The following is a 23,433-nucleotide window of genomic DNA, read 5'->3' on the forward strand; positions in this document are numbered from 1 at the left end:
GTGGGCTTCCTCGCCCCAAAAGGAAACGGCGGACCAATGGTCCGCCGTCCTCTACCCCCGAAACTCGTCGTAGGCGGCTTGCGCCGCTCTCCTCCCTAAACCCGGACTGTGCCCAAGGCTCAGGCTGTGTACCGTGCCGCCAGCCGGTTGCCAAGACCTTTTCTTTCGATCCGGCGGTGTTCGGCAAAAGAATCTTCAAGGCCCGGCTTGTTTGAGCACAAACTAATGTCCGCACCGTTTCGCTGTTCATCCAATGACCATGTATTTGATCACGAACAGGACAGCGAGAATTGCCACGGCCGGATGGATGTCGCGATACCGGCCGGCGGCGATCTTGATTCCGACGTACGAGATGAAGCCGAACGCGATGCCGTCGGCGATCGAGAAGGTGAAGGGCATCGACATCGCGGTGATCACGGCGGGTGCCGCCTCGGTGATGTCGTTCCATTCGATCTCGGTCAATCCACGCGCCATCAGGCAGGCGACGTAGAGAAGCGCCGGCGCTGTCGCATAAGCGGGAATGGAGCCGGCGAGCGGCGCCAGGAAAAGGGCGCACAGGAACAACACGCCCACGACCGCGGCGGTGAGCCCGGTCCGGCCGCCGGCGTTGATGCCCGACGCGCTCTCGATGTAGCTCGTCGTCGTCGACGTGCCGATGGCCGCACCAAGCATCGCCGCGGCGCTGTCCGAGATCAGCGCGCCGCGCAGGCGCGGCACGGTGCCGTCGGGGCGCATGAATCCCCCGCGATGGGCGAGTGCGATCAGTGTGCCGGTATTGTCGAACAGGTCGACGAACAGGAACGCGAAGACGACGGTCACCAACCCGACCTGCAGTGCCCCCGCGAGATCCATCTGGAGGAAGACGGGCGCGATGGAAGGCGGGACGTCGAAGATACCGACGAACTTCTGGTGTCCCGCCAGGATCGAGATGACGGTCACGACGAGGATGCCGATGATCACGCCGCCCATGACGCGCCGGTGTTCGAAGGCGACGATGATGGCGAAGCCCAGGACCGCCATGACCACCGGCCAGCTCGTCATCTTGCCGTGGGCCACCAGCGTCGCCGGATTGCCGACCACGATGCCGGCATTCTTCATGGCGATCAGCGCGAGGAAGAGGCCAATGCCCGCGGCGATCGCCATCTTGAGCGACTTGGGAATCGCATTGACGATCCATTCCCGGATCGGCAGCACGCTGATGATCAGGAAGATGATGCCGGAGATGAACACACAGCCGAGCGCCACCTGCCAGCTGTAGCCCATGCCGCCAACCACACCGAAGGCGAAGTAGGCGTTCAGTCCCATCCCGGGAGCGAGGGCGATGGGGTAATTGGCGAGAAAGGCCATCAGGAAGCAGCCGATGGCTGCGGCCACGCAGGTCGCGGCGAAGACGGCGCCGAACGGCATCTTCGCCTCGGCGAGGATGGCCGGGTTGACGAAGACGATGTAGGCCATGGTCAGGAACGTCGTGAGGCCGGCCACCAGCTCGGTCCGGACGTTGGTCTTGTTCTCGCTCAGCCTGAAAAGTCGCTCCAGCATCCCGCTCTCCCCCGAAAGTCGCGCCCAGTATGCGCACAAGTGTGCGGGCACATGGCTGTGAAAAGCCAGCCGCACCGCCCGGTTTGCCTTTGGCCGACCCGTTCCCTACAGTCCGCCGCCATCCCGAGACCCCGACCGAGGACCGATTCCGCATGCGCATGAGCCAGTACTTTCTGCCGACGATGAAGGAGACTCCGTCGGAAGCGCAGATCGTGTCGCACCGGCTGATGCTGCGGGCCGGTCTGGTCCGCCAGACCAGCGCCGGCATCTATGCCTGGCTGCCGCTCGGCCTGCGCGTGCTGCGCAACATCGAGCGAATCGTGCGCGAGGAGCAGGACGGGGCAGGGGCCCAGGAGGTGCTGATGCCGACCATCCAGTCGGCCGACCTGTGGCGCGAAAGCGGCCGCTACGACGCCTATGGACCCGAGATGCTGCGCATCAAGGACCGCCATGACCGCGAGATGCTCTACGGCCCGACCAACGAGGAGATGATCACGGTCCTCTTTCGCGATGGCGTGAAGAGCTACCGCGACCTGCCGAAGAACCTCTATCACATCCAGTGGAAGTTCCGCGACGAGGTCCGTCCGCGCTTCGGCGTGATGCGCGGCCGCGAGTTCCTGATGAAGGACAACTACTCGTTCGACATCGACAAGGCCGGCGCCATCCATTCCTACAACAGGATGTTCGTGGCTTACCTCAGGACCTTCGCCCGCATGGGCCTGAAGGCGATTCCGATGCGTGCTGACACCGGACCGATCGGCGGCGACCTCAGCCACGAGTTCATCATCCTGGCAGAGACCGGCGAGAGCGCCGTCTTCTGCCACAAGGGGCTGGTCGACAAGGACATCCTCAGCCGCAAGATCGACTACGCGTCGGACCTGCAGGGCATCGTGAACGAATGGACGTCGCTCTATGCGGCAACCGACGAGATGCACGACGCCAAGGCCTTCGAGGCCCTGCCCGAGAGCGAACGGCTGGCCGCGCGCGGCATCGAGGTCGGCCACATCTTCTATTTCGGCACCAAATACTCGAAGCCGATGAACGCCGTCGTCGCCGGACCCGGAGGCGAGCAGATCACGGTCGAGATGGGCTCCTATGGCATCGGCGTCTCGCGTCTGGTCGGCGGCATCATCGAGGCGAGCCATGACGATGCCGGCATCGTCTGGCCGGAGGAGGTGGCGCCGTTCAAGGTGGCGATCGTCAACCTCAAGCCCGACGACGGCGCCGTCGGCGGCGCCTGCCAGAAGCTCTACGACGCGCTCGGCGCCAAGGGCGTCGCCGTACTGCATGACGATCGCGACATGCGGCCGGGCGGCAAGTTCGCCGACATGGACCTGATCGGCATTCCCTGGCAGGTGATCGTCGGCCCGAAGGGGCTGGCGGCGGGCAAGGTCGAGGTCAAGAACCGCAAGACCGGTACCCGCGAGGAGTTGCCGCCCGAACAGGTTCTCGCGCGGTTCGGCTGAGCGGGAGCAGGGCTCTTCCATGGCTTTCGCCGTCGAGCGCCTGATCGCCTTCCGCTACCTGCGGGCCCGCCGTGACGAGGGCTTCATCTCGGTGATCGCCGGCTTCTCGCTGATCGGCATCACCCTGGGCGTCGGCACGCTGATCGTGGTCATGTCCGTGATGAACGGGTTCAGGGTCGAGATGCTGCGCCAGATGTCGAGCATCAGCGGCCAGCTCGGCGTCCAGTCCAACCGCGGTGGCCTCGAGCCGACGCCCGATCTCCTGAAGCGCATGACGGCCGTGCCCGGCGTCGAGTCGGCGACGCCGACGGCCGAGGGCAACCTCATGGCCGTCGCGGGTGATCGCGTGCGCGGGATCGTGCTGCGCGGCATGCGGCCGGACGATATCCGCAACCGCGCGCCACTGGCATCGGCGATCGAGGGAACGCCGGAAAGCCGCGAGCGCTATCGCGCGCTCTGTCAGGCCGAGGACGACAAGGCGATCGACTGGGGAACCCTCAAGGGTTTCGGCGATGACTTCACGGTGGTGATCGGCCGGCGCCTTGCCGATCTCATGAACCTGAAAGTCGGGGACAGGCTCCAGCTCGTGTCGCCGGTGTCGGTTGCGACGCCGCTCGGCGTGATGCCGCGGTCCGCGGCCGTGAAGGTCGCGGCGATCTTCTGCACCGGCATGTACGACTACGATTCGAACTTCATCTACGCGCCGCTGCAGGATGCCCAGCACATGCTCAACCTCGGGCCCAACGTCACGGGCATCGAGGTGTTCGTGTCCGACAAGGCCTCGACTGCGGCGACGCGCCACCTGCTCATGCAGGCCGTGGGGACGGAGGGCTGGGTCTTCGACTGGTTCCAGGCCAATGCCGGTTTCTTCTCCGCGGTCGTGGCCCAGACCAACATGATCTTCCTGGTGCTGACGATGATCGTGATCGTCGCGGCCTTCAACATCATCTCCAGCCTGATCATGCTGGTCCGCACCAAGACGGCGGACATCGCGATCCTGCGCACCATGGGCGCCAGCCGCGCCGCCATCATGCGCATCTTCCTGCTGGACGGGCTGGCGATCGGCGGGGCCGGCACGGCGCTGGGCGTCGTGCTGGGATTGGCCTTCGCCCGCAACATCGAGGCGATCCGGCAGTGGCTGCAGCGGACCTTCGACATCGTGCTGTTCGACCAGACCCTCTATCTGCTGGCCGAGATGCCGTCGCAGATCGAATGGAGCGAGGTCGCGGGTATCGCGGTCATGGCAGTGGTCTTCGCGCTGCTGGCCTCGCTCTATCCCGCGGTGCGGGCATCGCGCCTCGATCCGGTGGAAGGCCTGCGCCGTGAGTGAGCGGGCGCCCGCCGTCGAGCGGTGGCTGGCCTGGCGCTACCTCGCCACGCGCCAGCGCGAGGGGTTCGTGTCCTTCATCGCGATGTTCTCGCTGATCGGCGTGGCGCTGGGCGTCGGCACTCTCATCGCCGTCATGTCGGTCATGGGCGGCTTCCGCGAGCAGCTCCTGGGCCGGATCATCGGCATGAACGGCCACGTCATCATCGCTGCCCGTGGCGGCCTCCTTCAGGCGACGCCCGAGCTGCTCGCCAGGCTCAAGGAGGTCCCCGGCGTCGAGGCGGTGCGTCTCACCCTGGAGCGACAGGCCCTGGTGACGGGCCACGGCCAGACGCGCGGTGCACAGCTTCGGGGCGTGCGGCGGGAGGATCTGCTGAGCCGCGAGATCGTGGCGAGGAACATCATCTTCGGCGACCTGGCGGAGTTCGGTCCCAAGCCCGGCCTGGTGATCGGCGAGCGGCTGCGACAGCAGATGCAGGTCCGCGTGGGCGAGCCGCTGACCGTGGTGACCCACCAGTTGAACGAGAGCGGGACGATCGCGCCGCGCTACACCGATTACGACATCCTGGCGAGCTTCCTGACCCGCCGCTACGAATTCGACAGCAGCCTGGTGTTCATCCCGCTGGAGGCGCTGCAGGAGAATCTCGAATACGGCAAGGAGACCGTGAGCTCGATCGACCTGTTTCTCAAGGATCCGCAGGCTGCGCCGCGCATGGCCCAGGAGCTGCGCCAGTCGCTCGGGCGCGACGATCTCCGCGTTTCGCACTGGCTCAGCCTCAACGCCCGCTTCGTAGGCGCCCTGCAGGTCGAGCGGGTGATGATGTTCATCATCCTGACCCTGATCGTCGTCGTCGCCGCCATGAATGTGGTCGCGAGCTTCACCATGCTCGTGAGAGTGAAGCGCGGCAGCATTGCCATCCTGCGGACGATGGGCGCGGGGCCGGGTACGATCGTGCGCGCCTTCTTCATGTCCGCTGCCGCGGTCGGCGTCGTCGGCACCGCGATCGGAACAGCGCTGGGGCTGTTGCTCTGCGCCAACATGCCGGCGATCGGTCGTGCCCTGGCAAACGTCACCGGCGGCGCCGGTACTGCGGGCGCCGAGGTCGACTTCATCACATCCATGCCCGTGCGGGTGGATCCCACCGAGGTGGTCTTCATCATCGTCGTCGCGATCGCCCTTTCGCTGATTGCGGCGGCCTATCCGGCATGGCGAGCCACCCGGGTCGAACCGGTCGAAGGATTGCGACATGAGTGACACGACCAAGCCGCTCTCGCTGCAGGGCATCCGCCGCACCTTCGTCCAGGGTGACCGCCGTCTCGACGTGCTGCGTGGCGTGTCGGTCGACCTGCATCCCGGCGAGATCGTGGCATTGGTCGGCCAGTCGGGCAGCGGCAAATCCACCCTGCTGCACATTGCGGGCCTGCTGGAACGGCCGGACGAGGGCGAGGTGGTGGTCGACGGCAAGCCGACGGTTCGCATGGCCGACAAGGAGCGGACAGGGTTGCGCCGCAAGTTCCTGGGCTTCGTCTACCAGTACCACCACCTGCTGCCGGAATTCTCAGCCGTCGAGAACGTGATGCTGCCGCAGATGCTGAACGGTGTCGGACGCGCCGCCGCGCACAAGCGGGCGGCCGAACTGCTCGGAATGGTGAAGCTCGGCGACCGGCTGGACCATCGTCCCGGGCGCCTGTCGGGCGGTGAGCAGCAGAGGGTTGCGATCGCCCGTGCCGTCGCCAATGCGCCACGGGTGCTGCTGGCCGACGAGCCGACCGGCAACCTCGATTCCTCGACGGCCGAGACGGTGTTCCAGCAACTGCTGACCCTGGTCCGTGAGACCGGCATGGCGGCGCTGGTCGCCACCCACAATCCCGAGCTCGCCGCCCGCATGGACCGCACGGTCAGCCTGCGGGACGGCGTCATCCATTCCTAGGCCGGCGTGTAGATCACCAGCTTCAACGCTGGATCGTCATTGCACTGGAACGAGGCATGCTGGAAGCGGAGCGTGCCCTTCTTCGGATGCATGAACTTCTTGATGCCGGCAGTACCGTCGCGGATGTCGTGCGCCTTCCACCAGCCGTCGAACTCGGCGCTGCCCTCGTGAAGCCGGTCGAGCAGTTCGACGAAGGCTGGATCGCCGGCCCACAGGTCGTGCGTCTTGCGGAACTGGGCCACCATGCGCCGCGCCTCGTCCTCCCAGCCGCTGCCGAACAGGCGGCGTGTGACAGGGTTGGTCAGCACACAGAGCAGGGTGTTGCGGCTGCCCTCGGGAATGCGGCCCCAGGCGAAGATCTCCTCAGCCGCCTCGTTCCAGGCCAGGACGTCCCAGCGCCGGCCGATGACATAGCTTGGATGGGGCAGGCTCTCGACCACCCGCCGCACGGCCTCCGGCACCGTCTCCTTGGCGAAGGCGCGGCGGTCGCCGTGGCGGGCGAGGGAGCGCAGGTGGTTGTGCTCGCTCTCGCCGAGCTTCAGCGCGCGGGCGATGGCGTCGATGGTGGTCAGTGACGGATTGACGTCGCGGCCCTGTTCGAGGCGCACATACCAGTCGACACCGATCCCTGCGAGTTCGGCGACTTCCTCGCGTCGCAAGCCGGGCGTGCGCCGCCGTCGCGTCGCCGGCAGGCCGACCGATTCGGGTCGGAGCCGCTGCCGCCGCGAGCGAAGGAAGTCGCCGAGTTCGCTGCGTCGTCCGTCCATGGGTCTGTTCAATCCCAGGATAATACCAGGTCTGACTGAGCCTAGGCCATTCCGTCAGGATGCACCATCCCAAGAAGGAGGTGATCCATGAAAGCAGCCGTCCTCAAGACGCTCGGCACGCCGCTCAGCGTCGAGACCGTATCCGATCCCGTGCTGGGCACCGGCGAGGTGATCGTCGATGTCGCTGCCGCCAACGTCCTTGCCTATGCAGGCGATGTGTTCAGCGGAAAGCGGAACTACCTGCTGGAGCTTCCGATCGTGCCGGGGTCGGGCGGCATCGGGCGCGTCCGGGCCATTGGGCCGGACGCGACACGGCTCGCCATCGGCGACTGGGTATTCATCGATCCGACCGTGCGAGGGCGCGACGACGCCGTGGCGCCGGACATCATCCTCCAGGGACTGACGGCCGGCAGTGAAGCGGCGTATCGCCTGCAGCGCTATTACCATGACGGCGCCTTCGCCGAGCAGGTGCGCGTGCCGACCGAGAATGCCGTGCCGATCGGCACCCTCGAGCCGGCCGAGGCTGGCCGCTGGCTCGGGTTGGGGCGGCTGCTGGTGCCCTATGGGGGGCTATTGGCCGGGCGGTTGCGGGCGGGCGAGACCTTGCTGGTCAACGGGGCGACCGGAGCCTTCGGCAGTGGGGGCGTGGCGATGGGTGTCGCGATGGGCGCGGCGCGGATCGTCGCCACCGGCCGCAACGAACAGGTACTGGCCGACCTCGAGCGTCGCCTGGGCGGCCGCGTCCGGACCGTGAAGATGAGCGGTGACGAGGAGGAGGATCGGCGGCGGATGCAGGAGGCGGCCGGCGGTCCGATCGACATCGTGCTCGACCTGCTGCCGCCGGAGGCGAGCCCGAGCTGGGTCCGCGCGGCCGCCCTGGCCGTCCGGCCCTATGGGCGCGTCGTCCTGATGGGCGGCATCCGCGAAGACGTGGCGCTGCCTTATGCCTGGATGATGCGATATGGCATCGAAGTGCGCGGGCAATGGATGTACCCGCGCGACGCGGTCGGGCGCCTGGTCGGCATGGTCCGCTCGGGCCAGATCCGGCTGGACGGCCTTGCGGTGAGCGAATTCCCCCTCGATCGGATCAACGAGGCCGTGGCGCACGCGGCGGCGAACGCCGGCCCGTTCAAGATGACGGTGGTTCGCCCCTGATTCTCGCCTCGTTTTCCACAAGATGCGGGAGCCATAGTGGGGCGTGCCCCTCGCTGATTTCATCCATCTGAAAGTTCGTTCCGCCTATTCGCTCACCGAAGGCGCGAACAAGGTCGACAAGATCGTCTCGCTGGCCAAGGACGCGGAGATGCCGGCGGTTGCCGTCACCGACCGCAACAACCTGTTCGGCGCGCTCGAATTCTCGCAATACGCCGCAAAGGGCGGTGTCCAGCCGATCGTGGGCTGCGATCTCGGCATCCGGCGCGAGGAAGAGGGGGGCGTCGCCACGGCGAGCAAGGTCCTGGCCATCGACTGGCTGACCCTGCTCGTGCAGAGCGAGCAGGGCTATCTCAACCTGATGCGGCTGGTGAGCCGCGCCCATCTCGAATTCAAGGCAGGCTCCGTCGCCGCCCTGCCAATGGCGGACCTCGAAGGACATACCGAGGGACTCATCGCATTGACCGGCAGCGCCGGCAGCACCGTCGGGCGCTTGCTGGCCGCCGGGCAGATGCCGGCCGCGGCCCATATGCTCGACCGTTTGCAGGGCCTGTTCGAGGGCCGGCTCTATCTCGAGTTGCAGCGCCATGGCGAGGACCTGGAGCGCCGGATCGAGGGCCCGCTGATCGATCTCGCCTACGAGCGCAACCTGCCGCTGGTCGCGACCAACGACGTGCACTTCCCGAAGAAGTCGATGTACGAGGCGCACGATGTGCTGCTGTGCATCGAGCAGGGCGCGCATATCGACGATCCCAACCGCCGGCGCCTGACGCCGGAGCACTATTTCAAGTCGGCGGCCGAAATGCGCAGCCTGTTCTCGGATATTCCCGAGGCCTGCGACAATACACTGGTGATCGCCCGGCGCTGCGCCTACATGCCGGCGCCGCGCAAGCCCATCCTGCCGCGCTACACCAAGCTCGAGGGGCGCACCGAGGGCGAGGCGCTGCGCGACCTCGCGAGGACCGGACTCGAGGAATTGAAGACGCTCGGTCGCCTGGCCGACACCATCAGCTTCGAGCGCTATACCCAGCGCTTGACCTACGAACTCGACATGATCGAGAAGATGGGGTTCGCCGGCTACTTCCTCATCGTGGCCGACTTCATCCAGTGGGCGAAGGACCATGACGTGCCGGTCGGACCGGGCCGTGGCTCGGGCGCCGGCTCGCTGGTCGCCTGGTCGCTCAAGATCACCGATCTCGATCCGCTGCGCTGGGGTCTGCTGTTCGAACGCTTCCTGAACCCCGAGCGCGTGTCGATGCCCGACTTCGACATCGACTTCTGCCAGGACAAGCGCGACCGCGTGATCCGCTACGTGCGCGACGAATACGGCCATGACAGGGTCGCCGCGATCATCACCTTCGGCAAGCTGCAGGCGCGTGCCGTGCTGCGCGATGTCGGCCGCGTGCTGGGCATGCCCTACGGCCAGGTCGACCGGATCTGCAAGCTGGTGCCCAACAATCCGGCCAATCCCGTGACCCTGGCCAAGGCGCTGGAGACCGAGGACCTGCTCAAGGAGCAATACAACGCCGACGAGGAGATCAAGCGCCTGATCGACCTGGCGCTGCAGCTCGAGGGCCTGTTCCGCAACGCCTCGACCCATGCTGCCGGCGTCGTGATCGGCGACCGGCCGCTAGACCAGCTCGTGCCGCTGTTCCGCGATACCGACAGCAAGGAGTCGCTGCCGGCCACCCAGTTCAATATGAAATGGGTCGAGACGGCCGGTCTGGTGAAGTTCGACTTCCTCGGCCTCAAGACGCTCACCGTCATCGAGAAGGCCTGGGACTTCATCGGGCGCGACCAGATCGACATCGCAAGGCTGCCGCTCGACAACCGCAAGACCTTCGAGCTTCTCTGCCGCGGCGACGGGTCGGGCGTGTTCCAGCTCGAAGGCAACGGCATGCGCGACGTGCTGCGCAAGATGAAGCCCGACCGGTTCGAGGACATCATCGCCGTGGTGGCGCTCTACCGGCCGGGCCCGATGGAGAACATTCCGAGCTACATCAAGCGCAAGCATGGCGAGGAGGAGCCGGACTACCTGCACCCGCTGCTGGAAGGGATCCTGAAGGAGACCTACGGCATCATGATCTATCAGGAACAGGTCATGCAGATCGCGCAGGTGCTGAGCGGATATTCCCTGGGCGGCGCCGACCTGCTGCGCCGCGCCATGGGCAAGAAGATCAAGGCGGAGATGGACGCCCAGCGCGCGAGCTTCGTCGAGGGCGCGGAGAAGAACGGCGTCAAGGCCGACAAGGCCGCGTCGATCTTCGACCAGGTCGACAAGTTCGCGGGCTACGGCTTCAACAAGAGCCACGCCGCCGCCTACGCGCTGGTCTGCTACCAGACGGCCTATCTGAAGGCCAACCATCCGGTCGAGTTCTTCGCCGCCACGATGACCCTCGACATGGGCAACGTGGAAAAGCTCAACGGCTATCGCCGCGACCTCGACAAGATCGGCGTCGAGCTGCTGCCACCCGATGTGAACCGGTCGACGGCCGAGTTCACGGTGGAGAAGACCGAAGATGGCAGGAAGGCGATCCGTTACGCGCTGGCCGCCATCAAGGGCGTCGGCAAGGAGGCGATGAACCGGCTCGCCGAGGAGCGTGCGGAGAAGGGGCCGTTCAAGGACCTGTTCGACTTCGCCGAACGGCTCGACCAGCGCGTCCTGAACAAGCGCCTGCTCGAGAGCCTGGTGAAGGCGGGGGCCTTCGACACGCTGAACAAGAACCGGGCGCAGACCTTCGCCGCCGTCGAGGCGCTCACCCGCCATTCGCAGGCCACGCACGAATCGCGCGGCAGCAACCAGAACAACCTGTTCGGCGACGACACGGCGCAGCGCCGTCCTCAGCTGGCCAAGGTGCCGGACTGGGCGCCGATGGAGCGGCTGCAGAACGAATTCGCCGCCATCGGCTTCTACCTGTCGTCGCATCCGCTGGCCTCCTACGAGCGCAGCCTGCAGCGACTGGGCGTCAGCCGCGCAGCCGACCTGCCGGCCCTGCTGGCGCGAGGCACGCCCGGACGCATCAAGCTCGCCGGCACGGTCATCGACCGGATGGAGCGCACCTCGGCCAAGGGCAACCGCTTCGCCTTCCTGCAGTGCTCGGACCAGTCCGGCGCCTTCGAATGCGTGATGTTCAGCGAGCTGCTGAGCTCCAAGCGCAACATCCTCGAGGCCGGACAGGCGATCCTGATCTCGGTCGACGGCCGCCTCGACGGCGAGCAGGTGAAGCTCACGGCCCAATCCGTGGAGAAGCTCGAGGATGCGGTCGCGAATTCCGCGGCAGGGCTGCGCATCGTGATCACCGATCCCAGGGCGCTCGAGGCCCTGCGCAAGGCGCTGGAAGGGAAGCGCGGGCGCGGGCGGGTCACGCTCGTCGTGCCGATGCCGGAGGAATCCGAAGCCGAGATCACCTTGCCCGGCACCTATTCGATCGCCGGTGGCCTGCGCGACACGATCGGCATGCTGCAGGGCGTTGAAAACGTCGAGGAAATTTGAGCCGCCAGCCCGGGCTCTTTGAGACCGAAACCCCTGCGCCCCCCAAGCGGCGCGCTGCGGGGGCAGGCGATGTGAGGCCGGCGCGGGATTCGCCGCTGCTCGAGGCCCCGGCGCTGCCGCTCGATATCCGGCTCGGCACATCCTCCTGGTTTTTCCCCGGCTGGCGCGGCCTGGTCTACGACGGTGTGCATCCGCAGGTGACCCTCAGCCGCAAGGGGCTGGAGGCCTATGCCCAGATCCCGCTGCTGCGGACCGTCAGCCTCGACCGGACCTTCTACGCACCGATCTCGGCCGTCGACTATGCGCGCTACGCCAGCCAGGTGCCGGCGCATTTCAGCTTCGTCGTGAAGGCGCCGGCGATCGTCTGCGATGCGGTGATGCGCGACGAGGAGGGGCGAGGGAAGGTATTCAACCCGAACTTCCTCAATGCGGCCGTCGCCACCCGGGAATTCGTCCTGCCCTGCCTGGAGGGACTCGAGGCCAAGGCCGGCCCGCTGGTGTTCCAGGTCTCACCGCTGCCGCGCAGCCTGGTCGAGGACTCGTCGCTGCTGGTCGAGCGTCTGGAAGCCTTCTTCGCGGCGCTGCCCCGCGAACTGGGCACGCACAGGCCAATTTACGCGCTGGAACTGCGTAATCCCGAATTACTGACGCCGCGCCTGATGCGCATGCTGGCCCGAGCCGGGGTGCGCTACTGCGTCGGCCTGCACGACCGGATGCCCGAGGTCGAGCGGCAGGAAACGGCGCTGAAAGCACTGGACGGTGAAGCGCCCGGGCCGCTGGTGGTGCGCTGGAACCTGCACCGCGGGTTCCTCTACCAGGCGGCCAAGCAGCGCTATGAGCCATTCGACAGGCTCGTGGACGAGGACGGCGAGACCCGGCGTATCCTGGCCCGGATGGCCGCCGCGGCCTTCAAGGCGGGCCGGAAGGTCTGGATCACCGCCAACAACAAAGCCGAGGGCAGCGCTCCCCTGTCGATCCTCGAACTGGCCCGTGAAATCGCTAAATTGCTCGTCTAAGGCCTTGATTTCACTGTCACTTGCATTTTCGGCGCCAACCCACTAGAAACGCGCCACTTCGCACGCGGGTTTGCGGTCGACGGGGAGACATCCCGGCGCTCGCTCCGGTGTTCCCATTCCGGGGACGACGCCCGCGGAGGCTCAACCGGAAAAGGAGAACGGCATGACCATGCCGACATTCACGATGCGCCAGCTGCTGGAAGCCGGCGTCCATTTCGGCCATCACACGCGCCGCTGGAACCCCAAGATGAAGCCGTACCTGTTCGGGGTGCGCAACGGGGTCCATATCATCGATCTTACCAAGACAGTGCCGCTGCTGGAGCAGGCGCTGCGCCAGGTTCGCGATGTCGTGGCCAGCGGCGGCCGCGTCCTGTTCGTCGGCACCAAGCCGGCGGCTGCCGAGCGCGTCGCCGACGCTGCCAAGCGCTGCGGCCAGTACTATGTGAACCACCGCTGGCTGGGTGGCATGATCACGAACTGGAACACCATTTCGGCCTCCATCAAGCGTCTGCGCGAGCTCGACGAGCGCCTGAAGGGCGACGTCGTCGGCCTCACCAAGAAGGAGCAGCTCGATCTGACGCGCGAGCGCGACAAGCTCGAGCGGTCGCTGGGCGGCATCAAGGAAATGGGCGGCACGCCCGACATGCTGTTCATCATCGACACCAACAAGGAGTCGATCGCGGTCCTGGAAGCCCGCAAGCGTGGCATTCCGATCGTCGCGGTGGTCGACAGCAACTCCGATCCCGACGGCATCGACTTCCCGATCCCGGGCAACGACGATGCGATCCGCGCGGTGTCGCTCTACTGCGACCTGATGGCGGGCTCGGTGCTCGACGGCATCCGCGCCGAAATCTCCGCCGCCGGCGGTGACGTCGGCGAGCTGGCCGAACAACCGGACGAAGAAATCCCCGCTGCCGAGGCCCCGGCGGCCGAGGCTGCACCGGCCGAGTAACCCGGCCCTTCACGGAAGAGAAACAGACGGGGCCGGTCGGAAGACCGGCCCTTGTTGCACTAAACGGAGCAAGAAATGGCTGAGATCACTGCATCGCTCGTCAAGGAACTGCGCGAGAAGACCGGCGCGGGCATGATGGATTGCAAGAAGGCGCTGGGTGAAGTCGCCGGCGACGTCGAGAAGGCGGTCGACTGGCTGCGCACCAAGGGTCTGTCGGCGGCTTCGAAGAAGGCCGGCCGCGTCGCTGCGGAAGGCCTCGTCGGCGTGGCCGCGGAAGGCACGCGCGGCGCCGTCCTCGAGGTCAATGCCGAGACCGACTTCGTCGGCCGCAACGACCAGTTCCAGAAGTTCGTTGCCGCGGCGACCAAGCTCGCGCTCGAGAATGGCGGCGACCTCGCCAAGGTGGCGGCCGCGCCGTTCCCCGGCACCGGCCGTGACGTGCAGGGCGAACTCACCAACCTGATCGCCACGATCGGCGAGAACATGAGCCTGCGCCGCGCCGCCTCGCTGTCCGTGTCGGATGGCGTGGTCGTGGCCTATACCCACAACGCCGTCGCGCCGGACCTCGGCAAGATCGGCGTGCTGGTGGCCCTCGAGTCGACGGGCGACAAGGCCAAGCTCGGCGCCCTTGCCAAGCAACTGGCCATGCACGTGGCCGCGGCCAACCCGCAGTCGCTGACGGTTGCCGAACTCGACCAGGCGGCGATCGAGCGCGAGCGCGCGGTGCTTGCCGAGAAGGCCGGCCAGCAGGGCAAGACCGCCGAAATCGTCGCCAAGATGGTCGAGGGCGGCCTGCGCAAGTTCCATCAGGAAGTCGTGCTGCTGGAGCAGGCCTTCGTCATGGACGGCAAGACCAAGGTCTCGAAGGTCGTCGAGGATGCGGCCAAGCAGGTCGGCGGTCCGGTCAGGCTCGTGGGCTTCCTGCGCTTCGCGCTGGGCGAGGGCATCGAGAAGAAGTCCGAGGATTTCGCAGCCGAGGTGGCTGCCCAGCTCAAGAAGTAGTATTAAACCCCACAGGCGCGTGGACTTGTGGTCCGCGCGCCCAAGACAAACGTAATCAGAGGCATCTGATGCCGTCGGGCCCCCTCTATCGCCGTGTCATGCTCAAGCTCTCTGGCGAGGGGCTCATGGGTAATCGGGAGTACGGTCTCGATCCCGACATGGTCGCCATGGTCGCACAGGAAGTGAAGGCCGTGGTCGCCATGGGCGTGCAGGTCTGCCTGGTGATTGGCGGCGGCAACATCTTCCGTGGCGTGTCGTCGGCGGCTGCCGGAATGGACCGGGCCAGCGGCGACTACATGGGCATGCTGGCGACCGTCATCAATTCGCTCGCCATGCAGAGCGCGCTGGAGCGGCAGGGCCTGCAGACGCGCGTCCAGTCGGCGATCCCGATGACGACGGTGTGCGAGCCCTATATCCGCCGCCGCGCCGCCCGCCACATGGAGAAGGGCAGGGTCGTGATCTTCGCGGCCGGCACCGGCAATCCGTTCTTCACGACCGACACCGCCGCCGCCCTTCGCGCGGCTGAAATGGGTGTCGACGCGCTGATGAAGGGGACGCAGGTCGACGGGGTCTATTCCGCCGATCCGCGCAAGGACAAGAATGCCCAGCGTTACGATACGCTGGGCTACATGGAAGTGCTGTCCCGCGACCTGCAGGTCATGGACGCATCGGCGATCTCGCTTGCGCGCGAGAACCGCATCCCCATCATCGTCTTCGACATCCACAAGCCCGGCGCCTTCGCGGCGACGATGCGGGGCGAGGGCACCTTCACGATCATCAAGGACGAGGCCTGAACATGTCTGCCGATCTCAACGAGCTCGAGAAGCGCATGCACGGCGCGATGGATGCGCTGAAGAAGGAATTCGCCGGCCTCAGGACGGGACGGGCCTCGGTCAACCTGCTCGACCCGGTGATGGTCGAAGCCTACGGCCAGCGCATGCCGCTCAACCAGGTGGGCACGGTGAGCGCGCCGGAGCCGCGGCTTCTCACCGTCAACGTCTGGGACAAGGGTCTGGTGACGCCGACCGCCAAGGCGATCCGCGAAGCGGGACTGGGCCTCAACCCGTCGCCCGATGGCCAGATGATCCGCATCCCGATTCCGGAGCTGACGACGGAACGCCGCAACGAGCTCGCCAAGCTGGCGCACAAATACGCCGAACAGGGCAAGGTCGCGGTCCGCAACGTCAGGCGGGACGGCATGGAGTCGCTCAAGAAGGCCGAGAAGGATCACAAGATCTCGGAAGACGAGCATCGGCAGAAGGCCGACGAGGTCCAGAAGCTGACCGACCGCTACGTCAAGCAGGTCGACGAGGCGCTGGCGCACAAGGAAAAAGAGATCAAGACGGTCTGATGTCCACTGCGCCGTTGCCCGCCAATCCCGACTCCGGGTCGGGACCTCAGCACGTCGCCATCATCATGGATGGCAATGGGCGATGGGCGAAGGCGCGTGGTCTGCCGCGGGTCGCGGGACATCGCCGCGGCGCGGATGCGGTGCGGCGTGTCGTGCGCGGCGCCGGCGAACTGGGCATTCCCGTCCTTACGCTCTTCGCCTTCTCGACCGAGAACTGGACGCGGCCCGCCGACGAAGTGGCCGACCTGATGGGTCTGTTGCGGCACTATCTGCGGAGCGAACTCGACGAGCTGCGCAAGAACGGCGCGCGGCTCCGGGTCATCGGCAATCGTGAAGGGCTTGCGCCCGACATCGTGCGCGACATCGCCGACGCCGAGAACATGACGGCGGGGAACGCGCGCATCGACGTCAATATCTGCATCAACTACGGCTCGCGCGACGAGATCCTGCGGGCGACACGCCGCCTGGCGCAGCGGGTCGTGGCGGGAGAGATCACCGTCAGCGGCATCGACCAGCAGAGCTTCGAGCGCGAACTCCTGACGGCGGGGCTGCCCGATCCGGACCTCCTGATCCGGACCAGTGGCGAGCAGCGGATCAGCAATTTCCTGCTCTGGCAATGTGCCTACTCCGAGCTGGTTTTCGTCGACACGCTGTGGCCGGACTTCGGCAAGGAACACCTGGAACAGGCAATCGTGGAGTTCCGACGGCGCGAGCGGCGTTATGGCGGCGTCGGCAGCTGACGCCGCTCCGCCGGCTGGCGGTGGGCGATTTGCCGGTCTGCTGATGCGGGCGCTCTCGGCCGTGATCCTCGGGCCGCTGATGCTTGCGGCCGTCTGGTACGGCTTCCCCTGGATCGATCTCGTGGCGGCGCTCGCGGCCCCCATCATGATCTTCGAATGGTCGCGGCTGACCCGTGGCGCTCCTGTCCTGCGCCTCCTCGCCTGGGCCTACGGCCTCGCGGCGCTTGCGGCGCTGCTGTGGCTGCGCCATCAGCCTGCGCACGGCCGCGAGACGATCCTCTGGGTGCTGGTGTGCATCTGGGCGACCGATATCGGCGCCTATTTCGTGGGACGGACGGCCGGCGGGGCCAAGCTCGCGCCGCGCATCAGCCCTGGCAAGACCTGGTCGGGATTGATCGGCGGCATGGCATGGGCCGCCGCCGCGAGTGCCGCGATGGGCTACGTCTTCGGCCTGGGAGAGACCGTGCATCTTGCCATCGCCGGAGCGGCCCTGGCGATCGTGGGGCAGGCGGGCGACCTGCTGGAATCGGCCGCCAAGCGGCGGGCCGGTGTGAAGGATAGCGGGCGTCTCATTCCGGGGCACGGTGGATTGCTGGACCGGATCGACGGTTTGATGGCCGTGCTCGTTGCGGTGGGTATCGCCCGACTGATCGCGGGAAATTCATGGCCCTGGACATGAGCAAGTGGACCGCGCCGTCACCTGGGAATCCCCGAGGCGTCACGATCCTGGGATCGACCGGCTCGGTCGGACAGAGCACGGTCGATCTCATCGCGCGTGATCCGGCGCGCTATCATGTCGAAGCGCTCGTTGCCCGCAATTCGGTGGAATTGCTGGCCGAGCAGGCGAGGCGCCTGCGGGCGCGCCTCGCCGTCGTTGCCGACCCCGACCGCTTCCTGGCCCTCAAGGCGGCATTGGCCGGCACGTCGATCGAGGTGGCGGCCGGTCCCGAGGCGGTCATTGAAGCGGCGGAGCGGCCAGCCGAATGGGTGATGGCGGCCGTCGTCGGATTCGCCGGCCTGGCGCCGACCCTCGCGGCGGCACGACGCGGGGCGATGGTCGCCCTCGCCAACAAGGAAGCCCTGGTCTGCGCCGGGCATCTGCTGATGGATGCCGTCGAAAGGTCGGAAGGCGTTCTTCTGCCGGTGGATTCCGAGCACAACGCCATCTTCCAGGTCTTCGAGCCCGACCAGCACCGTTCGGTCGACAGGCTCATCCTGACGGCTTCGGGCGGCCCGTTCCGCAACTGGTCGCTGGCCGACATGGCCGACGTCACGCCGGAGCAGGCGCTGGCCCATCCCAATTGGGACATGGGAGACAAGATCTCCATCGATTCGGCAACCATGATGAACAAGGGCCTCGAACTGATCGAGGCGAAGCTCCTGTTCGGATTGCCGGAAGACCAGGTCGACATCGTCGTGCACCCGCAATCGGTCATCCATTCGATGGTCGCCTACCGCGATGGGTCGGTGCTGGCCCAGCTCGGGACGGCCGACATGCGCATTCCGATCAGCCATGCCCTCGGATGGCCGGCCCGCATCGATGGGCCGTCGGCCAAACTCGATTTCATGAACATTCCGGCGCTCACCTTCGAGCGGCCTGATTCCGGCCGCTTTCCGTCCCTACGGTTGGCGCGTGAGGCTCTGGTGACGGGCGGCTATGCTCCCATCGTCCTGAACGCGGCGAACGAGGCGGCCGTGGCGGCATTCCTGTCCCGCCGAATCCGCTTTCTCGACATCGCCCGGATCGTTGAGGATGTGATGGCCGGCTGGAGCGGGCTTTCGGACACGGTCGATACGCTGCAGCAGGTGCAGGCGGCCGATCTGGAAGCTCGCAGGTTGGCTGAGACTTGCTGCCGGGCCAAGGCCCTGAGTAATTGATGTAAAATGAACTTCGTGGTCGAGTAAGGCATGCAAAGCATCGTCAGCCTGTTTACGACATACCTGCCGTATTTTGTCCTGGTCCTGACGCTGCTCGTCTTCGTTCACGAGTACGGTCACTACTGGGTCGGGCGCCGCTTCGGCATTCATGCCGAGGTTTTCTCGATCGGCTTCGGGCCCGAGATTTTCGGCTGGACCGACCGCAACGGCACTCGCTGGAAGGTCTCGGCCATTCCCCTGGGCGGCTACGTCAAATTCCTGGGCGACAGCGATGCCACGAGCGCTACGCCGACCGACGAGCCCTTGTCGGCGAGCGACCGCAAGCGTGCCTTCTTCAGCCAGCCGCTCTATGCGCGGGCTGCCGTCGTGCTCGGCGGGCCGATGGCCAATCTCCTGTTCGCGTTCCTGCTGCTGACCGGCGTATTCTTCTTCGCCGGTGAGCCCTACACGCCGGCGATCGTCGCCGTGCAGGCCGACGGGCCGGCGGCGAGGGCGGGCCTGCGCACCGGCGATGAGATCGTTCGCCTCGCCGACACGCGCATCGACCGCTACGAGGATATCCAGGAAGCGCAATTTCTCTACTGGGCGAAGCCGATGTCGGTCGAATACCGTCGCGGCAACCAGCTCCTGCGCGGCGAGATCCAGCCTCAATATTGCGAACGCACCGATCGCTACAACAACACGCTGCGCTACGGCGATCTCGGCATCGATCAGTTCATTCGTCCCGTTGTCGGCGGCTTCACGGCGAACAGCCCGGCCGAGGCGGCGGGTCTCAAGGTCGGTGACCTTCTGGTGGCGATCGACGGGAAGCCCGTCGACTATTTCTCGCGCATCCCGGAATTGATCGGCAGCCGTGGCGGCCAGCCGGTGACGGTCAAGTACGAGCGCGATGGCCGTTACCAGGAGACGTCCGTCGTGCCGATCGTCGACAAGACAGTCGATTGCGCAGGCAAGGAGCGGATCGTCGGGCGGCTGCGCGTTCGTCCGCCGGCCGTGACGGAGGTTCGAGACCACGGCGTCATCGGCGCCATGGGAGCAGGCGTGCGCGCCGTCTGGGGCATGACCACGATGTTCTATACGTCGATGGGCCAGATCCTGACCGCGACGCGGCCTGTGGATGAATTGGGCGGACCGATTCGCATCGCCAAGGCCGCGGGTGAGGCTTCGCATGCAGGATGGGCCGGTATCCTGAACCTCGTCATCGCGCTATCCGTCGTGCTCGGCATATTCAACCTTCTGCCGGTGCCTATGCTCGACGGCGGTCACCTCGCCATGTACGCCTACGAGGCGGTACGCGGCAGGCCACTCAGCCTGCGGGCCCAGGAGGTGGGATTGAAGCTCGGATTTGCGCTTGTGATCGGCATGGCGCTGATTGCAACTTTCAATGACATCAGGCTTTTGCTGCGCTGAATTCATGCGGCGTGGCGAGAACGGGGTGAAGGACAAAAGGGGTAGCTTACGCCCCCTCGCCGGTCTAGAAAGCTGCGTTCACGTTCTTGACCATCGGCAGGTTTGACAGGCGCCGGGGGGAAGTTTGATCTTTCGTTGGGCCGTACTGGCCATTGTCGCAATTCTCGCCTTCAACACGCCGGCATACGCCCAGCGCGGTGGTGCCGTGGCTGCGGGCGGCGGCACGATTGCCGGTATCCAGATCCAGGGCAACGTCCGCTCCGAAGTGGAGACGATCCGCTCGTACCTTCAGCTGAAGGTCGGCGAGCCGTTCGACGCGGCTGCGGCGGATCGCTCGCTGAAGGCGCTCTTCGCCACGGGACTGTTCTCCGATGTGACGATCGAGATGCAGGGCTCGACCCTGGTCGTGAAGGTCGTGGAAAACCCGATCATCAATCGCGTCGCCTTCGAGGGAAACAAGAAGATCGACGACGACAAGCTGCGCGACGAAGTGCAGTCGAAGCCGCGCCAGGTCTATACGCGCGCGCGGGTGCAGGCCGACGTCGATCGCATCCTGACCATCTATCGGCGCAGCGGTCGCTACAATGCGTCGGTCGAGCCCAAGATCATCAATCTGGAGCAGGGCCGCGTCGACCTTGTCTTCGAGATCAACGAAGGCGACGTCACGAGCGTGAAGCGCATCAGCTTCGTCGGCAACGAGGCCTTCGGCGACGGCACGCTGAGGGGCAAGATCCGCACGACGGAGGGCGCGTGGTGGCGGTTCCTGACATCGGATGACCGATTCGATCCCGACCGCCTGAACCTCGATCGCGAACTGCTGCGCAAGTTCTACCTGTCCGAAGGCTATGCCGACTTCCGCGTCGTTTCGGCGGTCGCCGAACTCGCGCCAAATCGCGAGGGCTTCTTCATCACCTTCACGATCAGCGAAGGCGATCGCTACAAGTTCGGCAAGGTCGACGTGACGAGCCGTTTCCAGGGCCTCAACGTCGACGTGCTGAAGTCCTTCCTGACGATCGCGGAAGGGGACTGGTTCGATGCCGACGCCGTGGAGAAGTCGGTCTCGAATATCCAGGAAGCGGTCGGCTCTCTGGGCTATGCGTTCGTCGAGGTCCGCCCCAACATCCGGCGCAACAAGGACAACAACACCGTCGACGTGACGTTCGATGTCCAGGAGGGGCCGCGCGTCTATGTCGAACGCATCAACATCTCGGGCAACACGAGAACGCTCGACAAGGTGATCCGCCGCGAATTTCGTCTCGCCGAGGGTGATGCGTTCAGCACCGCCAAGGTCCGCCGCAGCCAGCAACGCCTTCGCAACCTCGGCTTCTTCGAGAAGGTCGACGTCTCGGCGGCGCCCGGCTCGGCGCCGGACAAGACCAACCTCGAGGTGCAGGTCGTCGAGCAGAGCACCGGCGAAATCTCGTTCGGCGCGGGATACTCGACCACGGCGGGCGTCGTCGGCGATATTTCGGTCAAGGAACGCAACCTGCTCGGCAAGGGCCAGGAGGCCCGCCTCGGCCTGTCTATCGGCACGCTGAGCACCTCGATCGATCTGGGCTTCACCGAGCCCTACTTCATGGACCGCCAGATCTCCGCGGGTTTCGATCTCTTCAGGACGTCGAACGATCGCCAGTCGATCGCGAGCTACAGTGACCGCAGCGTCGGCTTCGCCCTGCGCGCCGGCTGGGCCTATTCCGAGGATATCCGCCAGCTCGTGCGCTACACGCTGCGGCAGACCGACATCTACAACGTCCAGCCTTGGGCATCGTACATCATCCAGCAAAACCAGGGCACGCAGGTCGTCTCGGAGCTCTCCGAGACCATCATCTGGGATACGCGCGACCAGCGCCTCAACACGACCAAGGGCTGGATGGTCCGTAACTCGATTGCAGCCGCCGGCCTGATCGGCACCGAGCAATATATCCGCACCACGGCTGACGCCGTCTACTACAGGTCGCTGTTCGAGGACGTGGTGATCTCCGTGGGCGGTTCGGCGGGCGTGATCTTCCCGTTCAACAATTCCTATATCCGACTGAACAATCTGTTCTTCATCGGTGGCGACACGATGCGCGGCTTCACGGTCGGCGGTATCGGTCCCCGCGATGCCAATACGACCGATTCGCTCGGCGGCCAGTTCTACTACACGGGCACGACGGAGCTTTCGTATCCATTGCCGCTCATTCCCAAGGAAGTGGGCCTTCTCGGCAAGGCCTTCGTGGACGTCGGATCTCTATGGGGGGTTCAGGCGCAGAGCTATGGCCTGGCATCCGTGCTGACCAGCCAGCTGATGCGCGTTTCGACCGGTGTCGGCATTCAATGGGTATCGCCCTTCGGACCCATCCGGATCGACTATGCGATACCCCTTCAGTATGAGTCGTGGGACAAGCAGCAGGCCATACGTTTCAGCTTCGGCACGCGCTTCTGAGCGGAGAGGCCACGGTCATGAACGCCCAAATCGAGAACACGACCGCTGCCGCGGCGACCTCCGTGGACATCAAGCGGATCCTGGAGATGATCCCGCACCGCTACCCGATGCTCATGGTCGATCGGGTGATCGACATGCAGCTCGACCGCAGCGCTGTGGGCATCAAGAACGTCACGATCAACGAGCCGTTCTTCCAGGGGCATTTTCCGTCCGAGCCGGTCATGCCGGGTGTCCTTGTCGTGGAGGCGATGGCGCAGACGGCATGTGTCCTCGTGGTCTCGACGTTCGGGGCCGGGTCGGAAGGCAAGCTGGTCTATTTCATGTCGATCGACGGTGTGAGGTTCCGCCGTCCGGTCGTGCCGGGCGACCGCCTCGAACTGCACGTCACGAAGGTGCAGAGCCGCGCCAATGTCTGGAAGTTCTCGGGCAAGGCGATCGTCGAGGGCAGGGTCGCAGCCGAAGCGACATTTGCCGCCATGATCCGGGACCGCTGACCGCCAACGAGCAGGGAGGGGATGATGCCCGATACCCAGTCCAATTTCCGTATGCTGCACACGATGATCCGCGTCATGGATCTCGACAAGTCTCTTGCCTTCTACACCGGCCCGATGGGCATGAAGCTGCTGCGCAAGCGCGACGTGCCGGACGGCAAGTACAGCCTGGCATTCGTGGGCTATGGCGACGAGCCGGAGCACTGCGTCGTCGAACTGACCCACAATTGGGACCAGGCGAAGCCGTACGAACTCGGCACCGGCTTCGGCCATCTCGCGATCGGAGTGCCTGACGTCTACAAGCTCTGCGAGGATGTCACGAAGGCCGGTGGCAAGGTCACCCGTCCCGCCGGTCCCGTGAAGTTCGGCACGACCGTCATCGCTTTCGTCGAAGATCCGGACGGCTACAAGATCGAGCTGATCGAGAGGAAGGGCTGAGGGCTGAGCGAAGCTCAGCCCCGGGAGCGACAGGACATTGCCGGAGGCAGTGTCC

General features: G+C 65.8%; 20 protein-coding genes. 18 read left to right on the forward strand and 2 right to left on the reverse strand.

Annotated elements, in window-relative coordinates:
• Positions 1 to 246 precede the first annotated feature (246 nt).
• Positions 247 to 1,539, reverse strand: a complete 1,293-nt coding sequence (locus tag EPO41_RS24370) for an NCS2 family permease (protein WP_296331053.1) — start codon at positions 1,537 to 1,539, stop codon at positions 247 to 249.
• A gap of 152 nt (positions 1,540 to 1,691) precedes the next feature.
• Between EPO41_RS24370 and proS the strand changes: the two genes are divergently transcribed.
• The 4 genes from proS to EPO41_RS24390 are packed head-to-tail and all read left to right on the forward strand — an operon-like array spanning position 1,692 to position 6,263.
• Positions 1,692 to 3,005: a proline--tRNA ligase gene (gene proS, locus EPO41_RS24375; protein WP_296331056.1), complete on the forward strand. Its 1,314-nt coding sequence runs from the start codon at positions 1,692 to 1,694 to the stop codon at positions 3,003 to 3,005.
• Positions 3,006 to 3,024: 19 nt separating this feature from the next.
• Positions 3,025 to 4,335: an FtsX-like permease family protein gene (locus EPO41_RS24380; protein ID WP_296331059.1), complete on the forward strand. Its 1,311-nt coding sequence runs from the start codon at positions 3,025 to 3,027 to the stop codon at positions 4,333 to 4,335.
• Positions 4,328 to 5,587 carry a lipoprotein-releasing ABC transporter permease subunit gene (locus EPO41_RS24385; RefSeq protein WP_296331062.1) on the forward strand — a complete coding sequence of 420 codons (1,260 nt, stop codon included), beginning with the start codon at positions 4,328 to 4,330 and terminating at the stop codon, positions 5,585 to 5,587. Before EPO41_RS24380 ends, EPO41_RS24385 begins: the two co-directional genes overlap by 8 nt.
• Entirely contained in the window at positions 5,580 to 6,263 is a 684-nt protein-coding gene (locus EPO41_RS24390; RefSeq protein ID WP_296331065.1) for an ABC transporter ATP-binding protein, read from the forward strand. The genes EPO41_RS24385 and EPO41_RS24390 overlap by 8 nt, the downstream gene beginning before the upstream one ends.
• On the opposite strand, the gene EPO41_RS24395 is transcribed toward EPO41_RS24390, so the two are convergent.
• Positions 6,260 to 7,030: a helix-turn-helix transcriptional regulator gene (locus EPO41_RS24395; RefSeq protein ID WP_296331068.1), complete on the reverse strand. Its 771-nt coding sequence runs from the start codon at positions 7,028 to 7,030 to the stop codon at positions 6,260 to 6,262. The two genes, EPO41_RS24390 and EPO41_RS24395, sit on opposite strands and share 4 nt — an antisense overlap.
• Before the next feature lie 87 nt (positions 7,031 to 7,117).
• Here EPO41_RS24395 and EPO41_RS24400 point away from each other — a divergent pair, with 87 nt between their 5' ends.
• The 14 genes from EPO41_RS24400 to gloA all read left to right on the forward strand — a co-directional run bounded on the left by EPO41_RS24400 (position 7,118) and on the right by gloA (position 23,378).
• Positions 7,118 to 8,185 (forward strand): alcohol dehydrogenase catalytic domain-containing protein, encoded by a 1,068-nt coding sequence (locus EPO41_RS24400; RefSeq protein ID WP_296331070.1) that lies wholly within the window; start codon positions 7,118 to 7,120, stop codon positions 8,183 to 8,185.
• Between the two features lie 43 nt (positions 8,186 to 8,228).
• Positions 8,229 to 11,675: a DNA polymerase III subunit alpha gene (gene dnaE, locus EPO41_RS24405; protein ID WP_296331075.1), complete on the forward strand. Its 3,447-nt coding sequence runs from the start codon at positions 8,229 to 8,231 to the stop codon at positions 11,673 to 11,675.
• On the forward strand, positions 11,672 to 12,691 hold the full coding sequence (locus EPO41_RS24410; RefSeq protein ID WP_296331078.1) for a DUF72 domain-containing protein: 1,020 nt from the start codon (positions 11,672 to 11,674) through the stop codon (positions 12,689 to 12,691). Before dnaE ends, EPO41_RS24410 begins: the two co-directional genes overlap by 4 nt.
• Before the next feature lie 163 nt (positions 12,692 to 12,854).
• Positions 12,855 to 13,643 (forward strand): 30S ribosomal protein S2, encoded by a 789-nt coding sequence (rpsB, locus tag EPO41_RS24415; protein WP_296331080.1) that lies wholly within the window; start codon positions 12,855 to 12,857, stop codon positions 13,641 to 13,643.
• Positions 13,644 to 13,718: 75 nt separating this feature from the next.
• Entirely contained in the window at positions 13,719 to 14,645 is a 927-nt protein-coding gene (gene tsf / locus EPO41_RS24420; protein WP_296331083.1) for a translation elongation factor Ts, read from the forward strand.
• 68 nt (positions 14,646 to 14,713) lie between these two features.
• On the forward strand, positions 14,714 to 15,439 hold the full coding sequence (gene pyrH / locus EPO41_RS24425; RefSeq protein WP_295136868.1) for a UMP kinase: 726 nt from the start codon (positions 14,714 to 14,716) through the stop codon (positions 15,437 to 15,439).
• A gap of 2 nt (positions 15,440 to 15,441) precedes the next feature.
• Positions 15,442 to 15,996, forward strand: a complete 555-nt coding sequence (gene frr, locus EPO41_RS24430) for a ribosome recycling factor (RefSeq protein WP_296331086.1) — start codon at positions 15,442 to 15,444, stop codon at positions 15,994 to 15,996.
• On the forward strand, positions 15,996 to 16,736 hold the full coding sequence (locus tag EPO41_RS24435) for an isoprenyl transferase (RefSeq protein ID WP_296331089.1): 741 nt from the start codon (positions 15,996 to 15,998) through the stop codon (positions 16,734 to 16,736). Before frr ends, EPO41_RS24435 begins: the two co-directional genes overlap by 1 nt.
• Positions 16,717 to 17,415: a phosphatidate cytidylyltransferase gene (locus EPO41_RS24440; protein WP_296331092.1), complete on the forward strand. Its 699-nt coding sequence runs from the start codon at positions 16,717 to 16,719 to the stop codon at positions 17,413 to 17,415. Before EPO41_RS24435 ends, EPO41_RS24440 begins: the two co-directional genes overlap by 20 nt.
• Complete coding sequence (locus EPO41_RS24445; protein WP_296331096.1) at positions 17,412 to 18,614, forward strand: 1-deoxy-D-xylulose-5-phosphate reductoisomerase; 1,203 nt, start codon at positions 17,412 to 17,414, stop codon at positions 18,612 to 18,614. Before EPO41_RS24440 ends, EPO41_RS24445 begins: the two co-directional genes overlap by 4 nt.
• A 30-nt stretch (positions 18,615 to 18,644) precedes the next feature.
• On the forward strand, positions 18,645 to 20,024 hold the full coding sequence (gene rseP / locus EPO41_RS24450) for an RIP metalloprotease RseP (protein WP_296331098.1): 1,380 nt from the start codon (positions 18,645 to 18,647) through the stop codon (positions 20,022 to 20,024).
• Between the two features lie 124 nt (positions 20,025 to 20,148).
• Positions 20,149 to 22,449, forward strand: a complete 2,301-nt coding sequence (gene bamA / locus EPO41_RS24455; RefSeq protein ID WP_296331101.1) for an outer membrane protein assembly factor BamA — start codon at positions 20,149 to 20,151, stop codon at positions 22,447 to 22,449.
• 17 nt (positions 22,450 to 22,466) lie between these two features.
• Positions 22,467 to 22,943 carry a 3-hydroxyacyl-ACP dehydratase FabZ gene (fabZ, locus tag EPO41_RS24460; RefSeq protein ID WP_296331104.1) on the forward strand — a complete coding sequence of 159 codons (477 nt, stop codon included), beginning with the start codon at positions 22,467 to 22,469 and terminating at the stop codon, positions 22,941 to 22,943.
• 24 nt (positions 22,944 to 22,967) lie between these two features.
• Positions 22,968 to 23,378 (forward strand): lactoylglutathione lyase, encoded by a 411-nt coding sequence (gene gloA, locus EPO41_RS24465; protein WP_363247489.1) that lies wholly within the window; start codon positions 22,968 to 22,970, stop codon positions 23,376 to 23,378.
• Positions 23,379 to 23,433: the final 55 nt, after the last annotated feature.

This window comes from Reyranella sp., assembly GCF_004297265.1.
Classification (GTDB): domain Bacteria; phylum Pseudomonadota; class Alphaproteobacteria; order Reyranellales; family Reyranellaceae; genus Reyranella.